Annotated in this window: 12 protein-coding genes and 1 pseudogene; 7 read left to right on the top strand and 6 right to left on the bottom strand. The window is 72.8% G+C overall.

The features are described from left to right. Window positions 1-980: 980 nt before the first annotated feature. The gene (locus ACH4U8_RS45900) at window positions 981-1,790 is read left to right on the top strand and encodes a hypothetical protein (RefSeq protein ID WP_395784705.1); all 810 of its coding nucleotides are present in this window, start codon (window positions 981-983) and stop codon (window positions 1,788-1,790) included. Between the two features lie 101 nt (window positions 1,791-1,891). Next, entirely contained in the window at window positions 1,892-2,884 is a 993-nt protein-coding gene (locus ACH4U8_RS45895) for an intradiol ring-cleavage dioxygenase (protein WP_395784703.1), read from the top strand. A 114-nt stretch (window positions 2,885-2,998) separates the two neighbouring features. Here the strand turns inward: ACH4U8_RS45895 and ACH4U8_RS45890 are convergent, their stop codons facing one another. Together ACH4U8_RS45890 and ACH4U8_RS45885 are read right to left on the bottom strand one after the other, a co-directional pair. Further along, window positions 2,999-3,862, bottom strand: a complete 864-nt coding sequence (locus ACH4U8_RS45890) for a pentapeptide repeat-containing protein (protein WP_395784701.1) — start codon at window positions 3,860-3,862, stop codon at window positions 2,999-3,001. 132 nt (window positions 3,863-3,994) lie between these two features. After that, on the bottom strand, window positions 3,995-4,888 hold the full coding sequence (locus tag ACH4U8_RS45885; RefSeq protein WP_395784699.1) for a LysR family transcriptional regulator: 894 nt from the start codon (window positions 4,886-4,888) through the stop codon (window positions 3,995-3,997). Window positions 4,889-5,053: 165 nt separating this feature from the next. On the opposite strand from ACH4U8_RS45885, the pseudogene ACH4U8_RS45880 reads away from it, so the two are divergent. Beyond that, window positions 5,054-5,824: pseudogene (locus ACH4U8_RS45880) on the top strand (DMT family transporter); the annotation flags it as partial. A gap of 168 nt (window positions 5,825-5,992) precedes the next feature. Here ACH4U8_RS45880 and ACH4U8_RS45875 read toward each other — a convergent pair. The 3 genes from ACH4U8_RS45875 to ACH4U8_RS45865 all read right to left on the bottom strand — a co-directional run bounded on the left by ACH4U8_RS45875 (window position 5,993) and on the right by ACH4U8_RS45865 (window position 9,368). Continuing rightward, the gene (locus ACH4U8_RS45875; RefSeq protein ID WP_379991611.1) at window positions 5,993-6,349 is read right to left on the bottom strand and encodes a copper chaperone PCu(A)C; all 357 of its coding nucleotides are present in this window, start codon (window positions 6,347-6,349) and stop codon (window positions 5,993-5,995) included. A 131-nt stretch (window positions 6,350-6,480) separates the two neighbouring features. After that, window positions 6,481-8,775 carry a heavy metal translocating P-type ATPase gene (locus tag ACH4U8_RS45870; protein WP_395784709.1) on the bottom strand — a complete coding sequence of 765 codons (2,295 nt, stop codon included), beginning with the start codon at window positions 8,773-8,775 and terminating at the stop codon, window positions 6,481-6,483. A gap of 44 nt (window positions 8,776-8,819) precedes the next feature. After that, window positions 8,820-9,368 (bottom strand): hypothetical protein, encoded by a 549-nt coding sequence (locus ACH4U8_RS45865; protein ID WP_395784697.1) that lies wholly within the window; start codon window positions 9,366-9,368, stop codon window positions 8,820-8,822. A gap of 247 nt (window positions 9,369-9,615) precedes the next feature. On the opposite strand from ACH4U8_RS45865, the gene ACH4U8_RS45860 reads away from it, so the two are divergent. The 3 genes from ACH4U8_RS45860 to ACH4U8_RS45850 all read left to right on the top strand — a co-directional run bounded on the left by ACH4U8_RS45860 (window position 9,616) and on the right by ACH4U8_RS45850 (window position 12,356). Continuing rightward, on the top strand, window positions 9,616-10,395 hold the full coding sequence (locus ACH4U8_RS45860; RefSeq protein ID WP_395784695.1) for a hypothetical protein: 780 nt from the start codon (window positions 9,616-9,618) through the stop codon (window positions 10,393-10,395). Between the two features lie 542 nt (window positions 10,396-10,937). Beyond that, on the top strand, window positions 10,938-11,498 hold the full coding sequence (locus tag ACH4U8_RS45855; protein ID WP_360324481.1) for a sigma-70 family RNA polymerase sigma factor: 561 nt from the start codon (window positions 10,938-10,940) through the stop codon (window positions 11,496-11,498). A gap of 564 nt (window positions 11,499-12,062) precedes the next feature. After that, a complete protein-coding gene (locus ACH4U8_RS45850) occupies window positions 12,063-12,356 on the top strand; it encodes a hypothetical protein (RefSeq protein WP_395784693.1) in 294 nt (97 codons plus the stop codon). Between the two features lie 148 nt (window positions 12,357-12,504). On the opposite strand, the gene ACH4U8_RS45845 is transcribed toward ACH4U8_RS45850, so the two are convergent. Then, entirely contained in the window at window positions 12,505-12,807 is a 303-nt protein-coding gene (locus ACH4U8_RS45845) for a hypothetical protein (RefSeq protein WP_360324485.1), read from the bottom strand. Between the two features lie 482 nt (window positions 12,808-13,289). On the opposite strand from ACH4U8_RS45845, the gene ACH4U8_RS45840 reads away from it, so the two are divergent. Next, complete coding sequence (locus ACH4U8_RS45840) at window positions 13,290-14,996, top strand: bifunctional 3'-5' exonuclease/DNA polymerase (RefSeq protein ID WP_395784707.1); 1,707 nt, start codon at window positions 13,290-13,292, stop codon at window positions 14,994-14,996. The last annotated feature ends 278 nt before the right edge of the window (window positions 14,997-15,274 follow it).

Here is a 15,274-nt window from a genome sequence, read left to right as displayed (position 1 = left end):
GCGACCGCCGGCCGCGAACGCCCGACCCACTCGGAAAGGCTCCCCGGCGAACCTGACCGGGCCGCCCCATCGGCTCCGCCGTTGCCAGCGCCTTTCCAGGCAAGCAACGCCCGCGTCTCGCCGGGGAGCCCAGGTTCCCGGCCGCCGGTGACGGTGGGACCGGGCCGATCTCCCCCAGCCCACGCCGACCGTTTAGCACTGAGCCACCCGCCGCCCACCAAGACGCGACCGCCGGCCGCGAACGCCCGACCCACTCGGAAAGGCTCCCCGGCGAACCTGACCGGGCCGCCCCATCGGCTCCGCCGTTGCCAGCGCCTTTTCCGGCGAGCAACGCCTGTGTCTCGCCGGTGAGCCCAGGGCTCCTGACCGCTGGCGACCCCGACCCCGGGGCCATCTCCACCAGCCCACGCCGACCGTTTAGCACTGAGCCACCCGCACCCAACCCGACCAAGACGCGACCGCCCGCCGCGAACACCCGGCCCACTCGGAAAGGCTCCGCAGTGAACCCGACCGAGTTGCCAACAGTCCGGGGCGGTGTCGCGGGCGGCCGGTTCGGCAGTTTGTGCGTGCGTGATTGCTGTCTTGGTGCGCGGGGTGTGGGTGTTGTGCGCTGGATGGGCGCCGTGTGTGCGCCTCGTGGGTGGAGGTCACGCGGGAGGTTCGTGAGGTAACCGTGGGTGTTGTATGCATGGAGGAAAGGGCTCTGCTGCTGATACCGTTAATCAGAGGGATAAGCGTGCGGCTTTTTCCATAAAGCGCCTTTCTCATCCTCGTGTTCTCGTCGGTCGGGCCGGTCATCTGCGACTTCGGGCCGGGCATCGATGGTTTCCTGGCCGTTTTTCGTGCTTGGGCTTTCCGGTTGTGTTCGGTTTGTGCTCGAATCATGTACGGCGCCTTCTGTTCGGTCCTTCGGTTCGACGTGCGGTTCGACGTGCGGTTCGGCTTGTGGTTCGAGACATGTGACAGCGGGAGGCGGCTCGATGAGCATTTCCGACGAGGAGCGACGCACGTTCACCGAGTTCGACGCACGCACGCTGTCGGCTGCGGGCGAGGTCGCCGATCCGCCGGCCGAGGCCCGGGCCTGGATTCGGCTCGTGGGCGCGATGGGACGGGTGTTGTACCCGTTCGAGTGCGCCGGCTCGGCCGGCTCGCAATCGTGCCCGCCGCGCGTCCGGGGGGTGGTCGAGACCACGATCGAACTGCGTGTCCGGACCCGGGAGATCCGCATGGCGGTACTGGGGCACGGGGAAGCGGTGCGGCGCGCCTTTCGTGCGCTCGACGCGCCGGCGGACGGCGCGTGGCAGCGGCGGACGGAGGTGCTGATCGCGCTGTCGCTGGCCGCCGGTCAGGCTCGCTTCCTGGGCAATCGGCTGACGTTCCTGCCGAGTTCGGTGTCCCCGCGGCAGACCGCGCTCACCCAGGCGCTCGGGACGGCGCTGGCGGACAGCGGGCGGGCGTTGGACACGGCGCAGGGGCTGTTGCGCGAGATGTCCGGGGCCGACGGAGAGGTGCGTGCCGTGATCTCCGGTACGGCCGCGTGCGCGGCGGTTACGAGGGCGGTTCGGCTCGCGGGATGCCTGGAGGAGGATGTCCGGGCGCAGGCGGTCGATGCGTCGGGGGTGGACCTGTCCCGGCTCGGCCCGGTCGATCCGGGCCTGCTCGCGAGTGTGATCTGGTCCCGAACGACCGTATGGCCGGCCTGTATCGCGCCGTTGCTGAGGGCCCGGTCGAATCGGGTCGCGGACGGGGTCTACCAGGTGCGGCGGGTGTACGACACGCGGGACGGGTGAGCGGTACGCCGGATCGGGGGCCGATCGGAAACACCCGCCGATCACGGGTGGCCCAGTCGGCTCTCATGAACTCTTCAGGAATGCCCGGCAGGGTCGGCGCCATGACCGACAGCGATGACGACCGGAACCACGATCGGAACCACGACCGGACCGGCGATCCCTTCGACCGCATCGACTTCCCGGGCCGGCGACGGTTCCTGTTCCTCGGCGGCGTGGCGGGACTGGCCCTGGTCGGTTGTACGAACTCCTCGAACTCCTCGAACTCCTCCGGCTCCTCGAACTCCTCCGGCACCTCGAAGAACTCGGCGGCGGGCGCGGCGACTTCCTCGGGCGCCGGGCAATGTGTGCTGACCGCCGACGTCACGCAGGGGCCGTACTACCTCGACAACGCGTTCGTCCGGCAGGACATCACCGAGGGCAAGCCCGGCCTGCCGCTGCGGATTCGACTGACCGTGGCGAGTGTGAGCGGGGCGTGTGCGCCCGTTGCCGGCGCGGCGGTGGAGATCTGGCACTGCGATGCGTGGGGCTACTACTCGGGGTTCACCACCGCCGACCCCGGAGGCGGCGTCCCGGCCGAGGGCGCGGACGGCAGCAAGGCCAACGACACCACGTACCTGAGGGGCTATCAGGTGGCGGGCGCGGACGGCGTCGTGGAGTTCGTGACGATTTTTCCCGGTTGGTACGAGCCGCGCGCCGCGCACATCCATGTCAAGGTGCACACCGGCGGCATGAACACGGACGGCATCTACGAGGGCGGCACGGTCGACCACACCGGCCAGATCTTCTTCCCCGACGAGACCGTCGCCGCCGTCCACGCCCGGGCCCCGTACAACCGGCACACCGGCACGCCGAAGAAGCTCGCCGAGGACATGGTCTACGGCCAGGGCGGCGCCAAGGACGGCCTGACCACCCTCACCCCGCTCCGCGCCGGTTCCCCCGGGTCCGGCTACCTGGCCACCCTCACCCTGGGCATCGACCCCACGAAGTCCGCCGCGCAACCCGACGCCCCCGCCACCCAACCCCCAGCTCCGGCCACGCAACCCGACGCCCCCGCCACCCAACCCCCAAGCGCCCCGCCGCTCGCTCGGTCGTGAGCCGGTCGGATCTCCCGGGACCCGGTCGGGACCTGGTCGGAACTCGCTCTGGAACTCGGGCGGATCTCGCCCGAAACTCGCCTCGATCTCACCCGAAACTCGCCCGTGCCCCCATCACGTCCCCCAGTGACCAGGCCGCGTAAAGGCCGCGGGAAGGGTCGTGCGCAGGTCGCCCTTGGCGGCGTCGAGTTGCGACTGGACGAGGTAGAGGGCATCGGTGAGGTCCGCACCGCGCAGGTCCGCGTCGCGGAAGTCGGCGCCGATCACGTCGGCGAATCGCAGGTCCGCGGTACGCAGGTCGGCGCCGATCAGGTACGCCCCGCGCAGGTTCGCGCCGCGCAGGTCGGCCCCCTTGAGCCGGGCGCCGATCAGGTCCGCGCCTCGGCGGTCCTTCTTCTTGCCCGGAACGCCCGCCCGGACCAGTTCGCTCGCCCGCAGCAGCAGCGGGTTGAGCTGGTGCCGCAGCGCCCCGACGTCGATCCGGAGCAGCTCGGCCGGCTCGCCGAGGGTGAGTCGCTCGGTGTCCAGGTAGGCGACGCGCAGTTGATCGTGGACCGGGCGGGCCGCGGCCAGGCACTGCGCCTCGTGCAGGTAGCGGAGCAGTTCGTGCAGGTCCCGCATGATCGGGAAGACCCGGAACATCTGCTTCGCGGTGTGTGGCGCCCGGCGCCAGTCCTGCCCCGCGTAGGTGACCTGGGCGACCTTTTGTCCCGCGCCGAAGCAGTCGTAGACCGTGCACCCCGAGAAGCCGATGTCCCGCAGCCGCGTGTGCACGCCGCAGCCGAAGTCGTCCGAGCGCAGGTTGGGGCAGGCGCGCCCGGCGGGCTTGTCGATGGCGAAGTCCGCCGAGGCGGCGAAGGCGGGCGCGACGCAGCACAGCGCGAAGCAGTTCGCGCAGTCGGCGCGGAGACCGTCGGCTCGTTGTTCGACGAGGTCCGGGGCCCCGCCGGGTAGGGCGGGTTCGCGCTGGTCGGACACGGTGTGGGGACTCCTGCCGGGTCGGGGATGCCGCAGGCCGCGGCTGGGGACGACTGCCCATTGTTCCCGATCGGCTTTCGATCCATCGGCGGGCCGTCGGGTGGGATCAGTGGGTGCGACCGCCGGGTGGCATCAGTGGGCCGCGGCGTCGCGCAGGCCGGCGAGGAAGGCGCGGAGCGCGGGTTGCGGCGGGGCCGAGGTGCGGACCGCAGCGTAGACCCGGCGGGTCGGCTCGGGGTTGCGGATCCGGCGGACGACGGTGGTCGGCCGGGGGCCGTCCAGGGCCGATTCGGGGATCAGTGCGACGCCCAGACCGGCAGCGGCGAAGCCCTGGGCGGTCGCGTAGTCCTGGCTGTCCACCACGAATCGCGGCCCGAAGCCCGCCGCGGCGCAGGCTTCCAGGAGTACTTCCCGGCACGGGCCCTCGGACTCGCTCGCGACCCATGGTTCGTCGGCCAGGTCGACCAGGTCGAGTACTCGCTTGGCGGCCAGTCGATGGCCGCGTGGGAGTACGGCGCGATAGCGCACGTCGAGCAGGTGCTCCAGACGCAGGCCGTCGACGGGCGGCCGGTCGTCGGGCCGGACCACCAGCGCCACATCGGCCCGACCCTCGCGCACCGGCGTCAGCGGGTGGCGCGGGTCGGACAACTCCAACCGGACCTCGACACCGGGGAGTTCGCGGCGCAGCGCGGCCAGCGCGGGGGCCACCAGGACGGCGCCGGCGGTGGCGAAGTAGTGGATCGTCAGCCGCCCGCTGCGGCCGGTGCGCAGGTCGGCCAGCGCGGTCTCGGCCGCGGCCAGATGGTCGCCGATCAGCGCCGCGTACTCGGTGAGCAGGCGGCCGGCCTCGGTGGGTCGTACGCCTCGACCGACGCGTTCGAGCAGCGCGATCCCGGCTTCCTTCTCCAGGGCGGCGACCTGCTGACTCACGGCGGAGGGCGTATATCCCAGGCTCCGCGCGGCGGCGGTGACCGAGCCGCCGGTGACCACCGCCCGGAGTACCTGCATGCGTCGCACATCAAGCATGTCGGCAAGCTTAATGTGTAGGAGCACTTAAGTGTTTGTGCAGAATGTTTCGCTTGTCTTAAGGATCGGAGTGCGACAACGTGAAAGCCAATCCCGAATTCCTGCCCAGGCGACCCGTACCGGAGGCGAATCGTGCTCGGTGGATCACGTGCGACGGCGGTGCGGATGGCGGTACTGGCCCTGTTGTGGGGATCGGGCTTCCTGTGGATCAAGGTCGCCCTGAACGGCGGCTTGGCCCCGCTGCACATCACCGTCGTGCGCTGCGTCCTGGGCGCCGCCGCCCTGCTGGTCCTGGCCCGCGCCGCGGGTGAGCGGCTCCCGCGCGAGCGCCGGGTGTGGGGTCATCTGGTGGTGGCCGCGCTGTTCTGCAACGCGGTGCCGTTCCTTCTCTTCGCGGTCGGCGAGCAGACGGTGGATTCCGGAGTCGCGGGCGTGTTGAACGCCACGACGCCGCTGTGGTCCCTGGCCATCGGGATCGTGTCGGGCACCGAACGTGCGCTGTACCCGCTGCGGTTGCTCGGTCTGGGGCTGGGCTTCGGGGGGACGTTGCTGATCTTCGCGCCCTGGCAGCACGGCGGGTCGGCCGGTTGGGGTGCGGCGGCCCTGCTCGGCGCGGCGGTCGGCTACGCGGTCGCGTTCGCCTACATGGCCCGGTATCTGATCGGCCGCGGCGGTGCGCCGCTCGCGTTGTCCGCGGCCCAGTTGTTGTGCGCGACCGGGTTGACCGCACTCGCGTTGCCGCTCGGGCCCACCGATCCGGGTGCGCCGACCGTCACCGGGGTGCTGGCCGTCGTGGTCCTGGGCATCCTGGGCACCGGCGTCACCTTCCACCTGAACTCGCGGCTGATCGCCGACGAGGGGCCGACGGCTGCGGCCACGGTCGGCTATCTGTTGCCGGTGGTCTCGGTGACACTGGGCGCGCTCGTGCTGGACGAGGCGCTGAGCGTGCGGGTGGTGGCGGGCATGGTCGTGGTGCTGGTGGGTGTCGGGCTGACCCGGGCGCGGGGGCGGACCCCGGCGCCCGAGGTCGCGCCCGGCCCCGCGACCGCCGGCCCCGCGACCGCCGGCCCCGCCCGGGCGGAGGAGGGGCCGGTCGCGGGGGTGTCAGGTCGCCTTGGCCGGCGTCCAGGTGCCGGGGCGGACGACGACGGCCGTGGTGTGGATCGGGGGGCTGTGTCGGAAGCGGAGGGTGAAGGGGACGATCTGGCCCGGGGTGAGCTTCGGGGGCGCGCCGAGCATGATGTTGGCGCCGCTCGCGGTCATGCCCAGGAGGCCGTTGGCCGGGATCGGCAGGGACGCGGTCATCCACATCCGGCCGGCGTAGCCGGTGTACGTGTGGAAGCTGAATCCCGCGTCAGGGGTGATCGGTGTGCTGACCGAGACGAGTTCGTCGTTGGCGGCGCCGGAGTTGCGGATGGTGAAGTACGCGGAGGTCGCGTCGGCGTTGGTGGCCAGGTGCACGCGGCCGTCGCTGATCGAGAGCTCGGGGGCGCTGCCGGCTCGGCCGCCGGCCGTCCAGGCGGTGAGCAGGGTCAGCGCGAGGGCGGCCGCGACGAGGGGGCCCGCGACGGTCTTGAGCAGGGCGAGGGGTTTCACGTCGGGTCCTGATTCGCGTCGTCGGGGCGGCGGTCGGGGCGGGGCCCGGGGGCGGGGTCGGCTTCGGTGCGCCGTTCGGGGCGGAAGCGGGTCAGGCGCAGGCTGTTGGTCACCACCGCCAGCGAGCTGACCGACATCGCCGCGGCGGCCAGCATCGGATTGAGCAGGCCGGTCACCGCGACCGGGATCAGCAGCACGTTGTAGCCGAACGCCCAGCCGAGATTGGCCCGGATCGTGCCGGTCGTGCGCCGGGACAGCCGGATCGCGTCGGCGAGCGCGGTCAGGTCGTCGCCGACCAGGGTGACGTCCGCCGCGCCGATCGCCGCGGCCGTACCGCCGCCCATGCCGATGCCCAGGTCCGCCTCGCCCAGCGCGATGGTGTCGTTGATGCCGTCGCCGACCACCGCGATCGCCCGGCCGGGCTGGTCCCGGCGCAGGCCCCGGACCAGTTCGGCCTTGTCGTGCGGGTCCAACTCGCTCAGCACCTCGTCGATGCCCACCGCGTCGGCGATCGCGCGGGCCGGCCCCGGGCGGTCGCCGGTGGCCAGGATCACCGTGATGCCGAGCCGGTCCAGGGCCCGGATCGCGCCGGCCGCCTCCGGCCGCACCGAGTCGCCCAGCACCAACACCCCGGCGGGGGTGCCGTTCACCGTGGCGAGCACGGCGGTGTCCCCGGCCGCGTCCGCCTCGGCCAGCGCCGCCCGCAGATTCGCCGGCAACGCCGTCACGTCCTCGGCGCCCGGCCGCAACACCGCCACCCGCGACCCCTCGACCAGGCCGCGTACGTCGGTGCCCGGTTCGGCGGTGAAGTCGGCCACCGGCGGCAACGTACCGAAGCGCTCGGTCGCGGCCCGGGCCACGGCCCGACCGATCGGATGCCCGGACCCGGCCTCGACCGCGCCGACCAGGGACAACAGTTCGCCCGGAGCCACGCCCGGGGCCGGCTCGTGGCGCAGCAGGCTCATCCCGCCCGTGGTCAGCGTGCCGGTCTTGTCCACCACGATGGTGCCGACCCGGCGCAGCCGCTCCAGGCCGGCGGGTTCGCGGATCAGGACGCCCATCCGGGCCCCGCGGCCGGTCGCGGCCAGGATCGCGGTGGGCGTGGCCAGGCCCAGCGCGCACGGGCAGGCGACCACCAACACGGCCATCGTCGCCGCGGCGGCGGCCTGCGGAGCGCCGCCCGCGCCGAGCCAGAAGCCCAGTACGGTCACCGCCGTCGCCAGCACGGACGGCACGAACACGCCCGCGATGCGATCGGCCAGGCGCTGCGCGCCGGTCTTGCCGGCCTGGGCCTCCTCGACCGCGGCGGTGATCCGGGCGAGCCGGGTGTCCGCGCCGACCGCCGTGGCCCGGGCGGTGAATCGGCCGCCCTCGTTGACACTCCCGCCGGGCACCGGGTCCGTCGGGCCGACCTCCATCGGCCGGCTCTCCCCGGTCAGATGGGACACGTCCAACGCGGAGCGGCCCTCGACCACGACCCCGTCCGCCGGCACCCGGTCGCCCGGGCGGACCACGAACACCTGACCGACCGTCAAGGACGCGGTCGGCACGGTCACCTCGACCTCCTTCCCGGCCGGCCCCGGGTGCAGCACGGCGGCCTCGTCCGGGACCAACGTGGCCAACTCCCGTACCGCCGATCCGGTGCGCCGTCGGGCCCGTTCCTCCAACCGGCGGCCGAACAGGACGAACAGCGGTACGGCGACGGCAACTTCGAGATACGAGTGTGCCTCGGTGCCGGCCTCGGCGCCGGGCGCGCCGGTCGCGGACGGGAGCAGGTCGAACGCCATCCGCATCCCGGGCTCGCCCGCGCCGCCCACGAACAGGGCGTACAGCGACCAGCCGAACGCGGCGAGCACACCCAGGCTGACCAGGGTGTCCATGGTCGCGGTCGCGTAGCGCAGCCCGTGCAGGGCCTGCCGGTGGAAGGGCCACGCGCCCCAGGTCGCCACCGGCGCGGCCAACATCAGGCACAACCACTGCCAGTTGGTGAACTGCCAGGCGGGCACCATGGACAACACCAGGACCGGGATCGCGAGCGCGGCGGTCAGCAGCAGGTCGCGCCGGCCGTGGTCCACCTGCTCGACGCCGGCCGGTCCGGTCGCGGCGGGCGTCGCCGTGATCAGGGTCGCCGAGAAGCCGGCTTCGGTGACCGCCGCCAGCAGGTCCACCACGGGCAGCGACGCGGGATGCACCACCCGGGCCCGGCCGGTGGCCAGATTGACCGTCGCGCTGACCCCGTCCAACCGGGCGAGCCGACGTTCGACCCGATTCACGCAGGCGCCGCAGGTCATCCCGGAGACGGTGACGTCGGTGGTGAGCAGGGCTGCGGAGGTGGTCACAGGGCACCTCCGGCGAGCGCGGGTGTGGTGGGTGTGCCGAGGCCGGGTGTGCCGAGAGCGGGTGTGCCGAGGCCCATCCGGCTGTGTCCGCCGCCACCTTCCTCGCCCATCGGTACCGGGGTTTGAGGCGGTCCGGGCCGGTGCAGATCGGGCGCCACCGGTCCGGCCTGGCGCCCGACCGCGAACGCGACGACGAACAGCAGCACGAGCAGGCCGAGGAAGGCGAGCACGGTACGGGATGCGGGGGTCGACCCGGTCGACCCGGTCGACCCGGCGGCGGTGCGCGCGGCGGCGGTGCGCAACGACAGGGGCCAGGGGCGGTTCCGGGCGTCGGGTCCGCCGGCGAACACGGGCATGAATCGGGCTCCAGGGGTCGAACGGGGGACGACGACTGCACGGGACGGGGCTGTGGTGGGGCGGGGGCTGTTGTGGCCGGAGGCGTGGGCGGGTGCCCTGGTCGCGAGCACGAGCACGAGCACGAGCACGGCCACGAGCATCGGCACGGCCACGAGCACGAGGAAGGGCGCGGAGACGGGCACGAGCATCCCGGTAGTCGGTCGGCGATGATCTCCGGTTCCCCGGGCGGTCGTGATTCCCGCGTGAGGCGGGAAGTCGACCGATATTGCCATGAATTGTTCATGTTTCTGATGAGATGCCGGCAATCGAGTTCGGAACGCCCCTCTTTCGCAGGTGCGTTCGGGTGTGGTTCGGGAAGGCTTCGGGAGGAGTTCGGTAACCGGCCGGGCACCCGAGGGTTCGGGTGGGTCCGGCGGATGGGAACATGACGTCACCATGCCTGCCCGGTCCGTGCTTCGAGCCGTTCGCGCCGCGATGTTCGCGGTGATCTGCGTGCTGCTCGCGTTGTTCGGGCACACGCTCATGTCCGACGCGCCGGTCCACTGGGCCGCACCCGTCGGCGCCGGCGTCGGAATCGGCGTCCTCGCCTGGGCCGTGGCCGATCGTGAGCGCGGCCTCGGCGTGATCACCGGTGCGGTACTGGCCGCCCAGGCCGGCCTGCACACCTTGTTCACGCTGGCCCGCCAACCGGTTCCCGAACCGACCGGCGCGGCCCGCTTTCGCGATCAGTGGCTTCAGGTCCTGCTGTGCAACGACGACCGACCCGGCGATGCGCCGACCCGGTCGGTCACCGAACTCCTGATCCGGATGCGCCTGGACCCGAACCTGGCCGGCGGCTCACCGGAGGCGGCCGGCTTCGGTCGACCGCCGTCCGGCGGGCATCATGTGGCCGGCGCGGGTGGGATGAACCACGACGGCGCGGTGATGGCGGTCATGGGCCAGGGCCCCGGCGGCATGTTCGCCGCGCACGTGCTCGCCGCGCTCGGCTGCGGCCTGTGGCTGCGGCACGGCGAGAAGGCCGTCTTCCGACTGCTGCGCCTGCTCGCCACGATGGCGGGCACGGTGGTACTCGCCCTGGTCGGCGCCTGGTCGGCGCCGGTCGCCACCCGACTGCCGGGGATGCCCCGTGCCCGCGATCGCGGCGAACGGGCCATCGCGAAATGGGTCTGCCGCCCGCTGCCGGGCCGCGGGCCGCCCGCGGTGCTGTTCGCCTGAGCCGTCCACCCGACCCGCGTGTGCCTTCCGGCCGTGCCTTCCGCCGCCGCGCCACGTGTACGCGCGTCGCGCCCGTGAGCGTGTGCCCGTGCCCCGGCCCACGTTCGCGCTGAACTCGCGCGACCGAGCACACCGCAGGCCGTAACGCCGACCCGGTACGCATCCGCGTCGCCGTCGGTGGACCCGGGCGTACCCGCCACCCGAGGAGCGCCCAGCGCACCGACTCGCCCGTCGCCGTGTCCGAATCCGACACCGGTGCCGAGCGGAACGGTCACACACCGAGGCGCCGTCGGGTGATTCGCGCACCGCCGTCGAGACCGCGCCCCGCGCTCGGCTCCGGCGGGCGTCCCGCCCACCAGCTCGGCATCGATCCGCCCCGGGCCGATCGATCGCCGCCCGCATGACGAGGACGTAAAACGTGACTTCCTGGCACCTTCTCGACCACCCGGCGCGCCGGGCCGACCATCCGCCGGCGGGGTCGGCGGACCGGCCCGCGAGAGCCGACGCACCGACGTACCTCGTCCAGGGTGTGGGGGTATCCGGTGCATGACCTCGACCTGACCGCCCGGGCCCTGGCGGGCGCGGCCGGCGACCCGGACGCCGTGGACGACTTCGTCCGGGGCACGCATCGCGACGTGTGGCGGTTCGTCGCGTATCTGACCGACGTACAGAGCGCGGACGACCTCACCCAGGAGACGTATCTGCGGGCCTGGACGGCCCTGCCGCGGTTCACCGGGGCGTCCTCGGTCCGCACCTGGCTGTTGTCCATCGCCCGACGTACCGTCGTCGACCGCTATCGCGCGGCGGCGGCCCGACCGCGCACCGCCTCGGTCGAGGACTGGGTCGAGGTCGCCGAGCGCCGCCAGGACATCTCCCGTCCCGGCTTCGAGGAGGGGCTGGCCCTGGACGACCTGTTCGGGGCGCTGCAGCCGGCGCGCCGCGAGGCGTTCGTGCTGACCCAGGTCCTGGACTTCGGCTATGCCGAGGCCGCGACCATTGCGGGCTGCCCGATCGGCACGGTCCGCTCCCGCGTGGCCAGGGCCCGAAGCGACCTGATCACCCTCCTCCGCGACGCCGAGTCCGCCGCCCACCAACCGACCTGAGATCGCCCGTACCCGCATCCACACTCGTACCCGTACTCGCGTCCGGCTCGGGCGAGGTTCACAACCCTCGCCCGAGTCGAGGCGGTGTTCGGCCCGAGCCCCGACGACGAAACGACGCTGTGGTGTCGCGGTGCTGCGGTGCCGCGGTGCCACGGTGCCACGGTGCTGCGGTGCTGCGGTGCTGTGGTGCGAGCATGTCCGGCGTCGGCCGCAACGGGATCGTGCACAATGCGAATCGACGCGTTTCGACGCGTTTTGGCACAGGTCCGCGCCCACCTGCGTCGGGTCGTCCTGCCGGGCCCGAGAGGAGCGATTTGCTTGGATGGCTCGGGTGCCGGAGGTTGCAGGTCGGCGAGCGTGACGTGGCTGCCATATGACACGAGTGCTCTCTCGAGTCCGGCCATGGAAGGTGCGGCGGCCCGTGCGTCGAGCGAGCGGGGGCTGCCGACCGACTGCCATCGAATGTTCGTGTGGGACTCGGGTCGGGAGTTGTCCGTCCGGGATCTGCCGTGGGGCCGAGCCGCTTTCCTCGGCGGAGTCGAGGATGGCGTCAACACGTACCGGGTGCTGCTCGACAGCGGCGAAGTATGGATGCTTCACGACTACGAGCGCGACGCGGGCCGGCGGTACCGGCTCGTCGACTCCTCGGTGTCGGGACTGCGGCGCGTCCCGAGGATCCGGGAGGGCTTCGTCCACTCGGGAAAGCGCGAAGCCGACGACGACCACGACGACTACGTCGAAGACGTGATCGAGCAGGCCCGGCAGGGCGATCCGGCCATATTCGAGGACGAGGACTCGTGGCGGTCGCGCGTCTTCGAGGAAGTCGAGCTTGGCGTGCTCGGTCCCGAGGAGGTGTAGGCGACGACTTCGCGGTCATGGACGCGGCCGGGACCGCTCACCGGACCTGCTCCGGTTCGGGCCCGGCCGAGAGCCGCGCCACGGTGACCGGGACCCGCCGTGATTCGGGTCCGAGCCTGGTGGCCGTGGTTTGCGCGACGGTGGACGGTTACGCCTTGCGGTCGGCGAGGGAGTAGGAGGCGGTGGCGACGGTGGCGGCCACGGTGAGTACCGAGGGCCAGGCGCCGATCTTCTTCGCGAGCGGGTGCGAGGCGCCGAAGGCGATCGTGTACAGGCCGGTCAGCGCGGCGGCGGTGGGTGTCCCGGCCTGCTCGTGCCAACCCTTGGCGGCGAACACACCGGCTGCGGCGAGTACCGCGCCGCCCAGCGGGCGCTTCTTCGTGTAGCGGGCGACGGCGTAGCCGCCGACCAGACCGCCGGCGGCGACGGCGGCGGTGGGGATACGGGCCATGGGAAACGCTCCTCGAATCGACGTGCGAACCTCGTGCGATCGACCCACCACGGGGGCGACTCGGCGCGCGGCCCGACCGGCACCCCACGAACCTAACGCCCCCGAATCCGCCGGCATCCACGCCCCCCACCGACACCGAGCGCTCGCCGAGATCGGCGCGTGCGGGCATCCGACGTGATGCGCGCGCCATCCGCGCTCGCCGCGCCATCCGCGCTCGCCGCGCCCGGTGCCGGCGCGCCGTGTCGTTTGCTCGTGTCGCCCATCCCGTGTCGGCCCGTGTGGGTGCCTGCCGGGCCGGGGCGGCGGTGGTGGTGAGGTCGGGGTGTCGGGGTGGGTGGGTAGGGTTCGGCGGTTGGGGGTCTGTCGGTTGTGGGGGATTCGTCCCCGGTGGACGTGTGTGGGAGGAGGGCGGTTGTGGAGCGGTTCGGGTGTGGTGTGGCGGCCGGTGGCATGTGGTGACGGCGGGCGTGGCTCGGGTTGCGATGGCGCCCGACGCGTACGGGCACGGGGGTCGGCTGCAGCCGTTGCGTGACGACGGTGTGCCCGTGGGGCCGGCCACGCAGGTCGGCGATCTGGTCGCGGCGATCGCCGATTTCGAGGCCGCGCCGGTGCCGCCGAGGTGGGTATGGGCCTCGGCGGAGAGTGCGTATGCGCCGCTGTTGCCCACCCGGGTCGCGCGCTGTCACGACCTCGCGCTGGTCGAGTCGTTGTTGCTCGCGCACGAGGGCCGGTTCGGCGAGCCGCGTTCGCTCGGCGCGGCCTGGGCCCGGCTGAAGGGCCTGCCCGTACCGGACGACCTGCCGATCGGCGTCGCCGACGCGCAGGACAGCCTGTTCGTCCCCGACCGGCAACGGTTGCCCGCCGGCGCCGACACGCTCGATGCCGTGGTCGCGGTGCACGCCGACCAGTTGCGGCGGATCGAGGCGATCGAGGATCCGGCCCGCCGTTCGCGATTCCGGCTGCTGGTCGCCGCCGAGTCGGCGGGTGGTCTGGTCGCGGCCGAGATGGCCGCCGACGGTCTGCCCTGGCGGGTCGAGGTGCACGACGCGCTGCTCACCGAGCTGCTCGGCGCGCGCCCCCGGGTGTCCGGCACACCGCCGCAACGACTCGCCGACCTGGCCGAGCAGTTGCGCGCGGCGCTCGGTGGGCGCGCGTTCAACCCGGATTCGCACACCCAGGTGATCAAGGCATTCGCCGACCAGGGCATCCGACTCACCTCGACCCGCACGTGGTACCTGCGCGACCTCGGTCATCCGGCCGCCGACCTGCTGATCAAGTACAAGGAACTCGCCCGCTTGCACGCCGCGCACGGGTGGGCCTGGCAGGACACCTGGGTGCGGGCCGGCCGATTCCGCCCCGAATACGTGGTCGGCGGCGTGGTCACCGGCCGCTGGGCCGGACGCGGCGGTGGCGCGTTGCAGATTCCCCGGGTGTTGCGCGGTGCGGTCGTGGCCGATCCGGGTTGGCGGCTGGTGGTCGCCGACGCGGCCCAGCTCGAACCGCGCATCCTGGCCGCGATGTCCCAGGACGCCGGCCTGGCCCGCTCGGCCGCCGCCGGCGATCTGTACGAGGCGCTGGCCAAGGCCGCCTTCCAGGGTGACCGGGCCAAGGCCAAGCTCGGCCTGCTGGGCGCGATGTACGGGCAGACCAGCGGCGACATCGGGCCGCTGCTGGCCACGCTGCGTCGGCAGTACCCGGACGCGATGGGCTACGTCGAGGCGGCGGCCCGCACCGGCGAGGAGGGCGGCATCGTGCGCTCGCGGCTGGGCCGGACCTGCCCGCCGCCCTCCTCCGAATGGCTCGACCTGGCCGAGGGCGGCACGAGCGAACCGGCCGGGGAACGCGGCGAGCGGGGCGGCGACGACGCCGGGGCCCGCTCGGCCCGCGCCCGAGGCCGGTTCACCCGCAACTTCGTCATCCAGGCGAGTGCGGCGGACTGGGCCCTGGCCCTGCTCGCCGCGCTGCGGCGCCGACTGACCGCGTACGACGCGGCGCCGTCGGGGCGTCCGCACCTGGTCTTCTTCCAACACGACGAGATCATCGTGCACAGCCCGGCCGACCTCACCGACGCGGTGGCCGGCGCGATCGTCGAGGCCGCAGCCGAGGCCCGGGCGTTGGTGTTCGGCGATACCCCGGTGTTGTTGCCGCTGCTGCCGGCGGTGGTGAACACGTACGCGGAGGCCAAATAGGAAGGCGTTCCACGGCTCGGCGCGGGCAGCCCGGCTTTTGGCCGGCCGAGCGCGCCATCACCGGCCGATGGGTTGGCGCGAGCGGCGCTCGGGTCGCGGGGCCGGGGGCTTCGAGGGGCTCCCGCCGCCACGGCGGCCGGTGGCGGATCGCCCGCACTCGGCCGCGCGAGCGCGCACGCGAAACCCCACGCAGACACCTCACGGTGCTAAGTCGTCAAGCCACAGCGGCGAGTGGGGTTGGGAAGGCCGCATGTTCGTCGAACGGTTCGTGCTGCTTG

The organism is Embleya sp. NPDC020886, from assembly GCF_044333915.1.
In the GTDB taxonomy this organism is placed as follows: domain Bacteria; phylum Actinomycetota; class Actinomycetes; order Streptomycetales; family Streptomycetaceae; genus Embleya.
The sequence above is the reverse complement of the archived record's forward strand: the minus strand, read 5'-3'. Positions and strand labels throughout refer to the sequence as shown.

Coding starts and splice junctions, on each gene's coding strand:
- ACH4U8_RS45900 (WP_395784705.1), top strand. CDS start 981: ATGAGCATTTCCGACGAGGAGCGACGCACGTTCACCGAGTTCGACGCA.
- ACH4U8_RS45895 (WP_395784703.1), top strand. CDS start 1,892: ATGACCGACAGCGATGACGACCGGAACCACGATCGGAACCACGACCGG.
- ACH4U8_RS45885 (WP_395784699.1), bottom strand. CDS start 4,888: ATGCTTGATGTGCGACGCATGCAGGTACTCCGGGCGGTGGTCACCGGC.
- ACH4U8_RS45870 (WP_395784709.1), bottom strand. CDS start 8,775: ATGACCTGCGGCGCCTGCGTGAATCGGGTCGAACGTCGGCTCGCCCGG.
- ACH4U8_RS45865 (WP_395784697.1), bottom strand. CDS start 9,368: ATGCTCGTGCCCGTCTCCGCGCCCTTCCTCGTGCTCGTGGCCGTGCCG.
- ACH4U8_RS45860 (WP_395784695.1), top strand. CDS start 9,616: ATGCCTGCCCGGTCCGTGCTTCGAGCCGTTCGCGCCGCGATGTTCGCG.
- ACH4U8_RS45845 (WP_360324485.1), bottom strand. CDS start 12,807: ATGGCCCGTATCCCCACCGCCGCCGTCGCCGCCGGCGGTCTGGTCGGC.
- ACH4U8_RS45840 (WP_395784707.1), top strand. CDS start 13,290: ATGGCGCCCGACGCGTACGGGCACGGGGGTCGGCTGCAGCCGTTGCGT.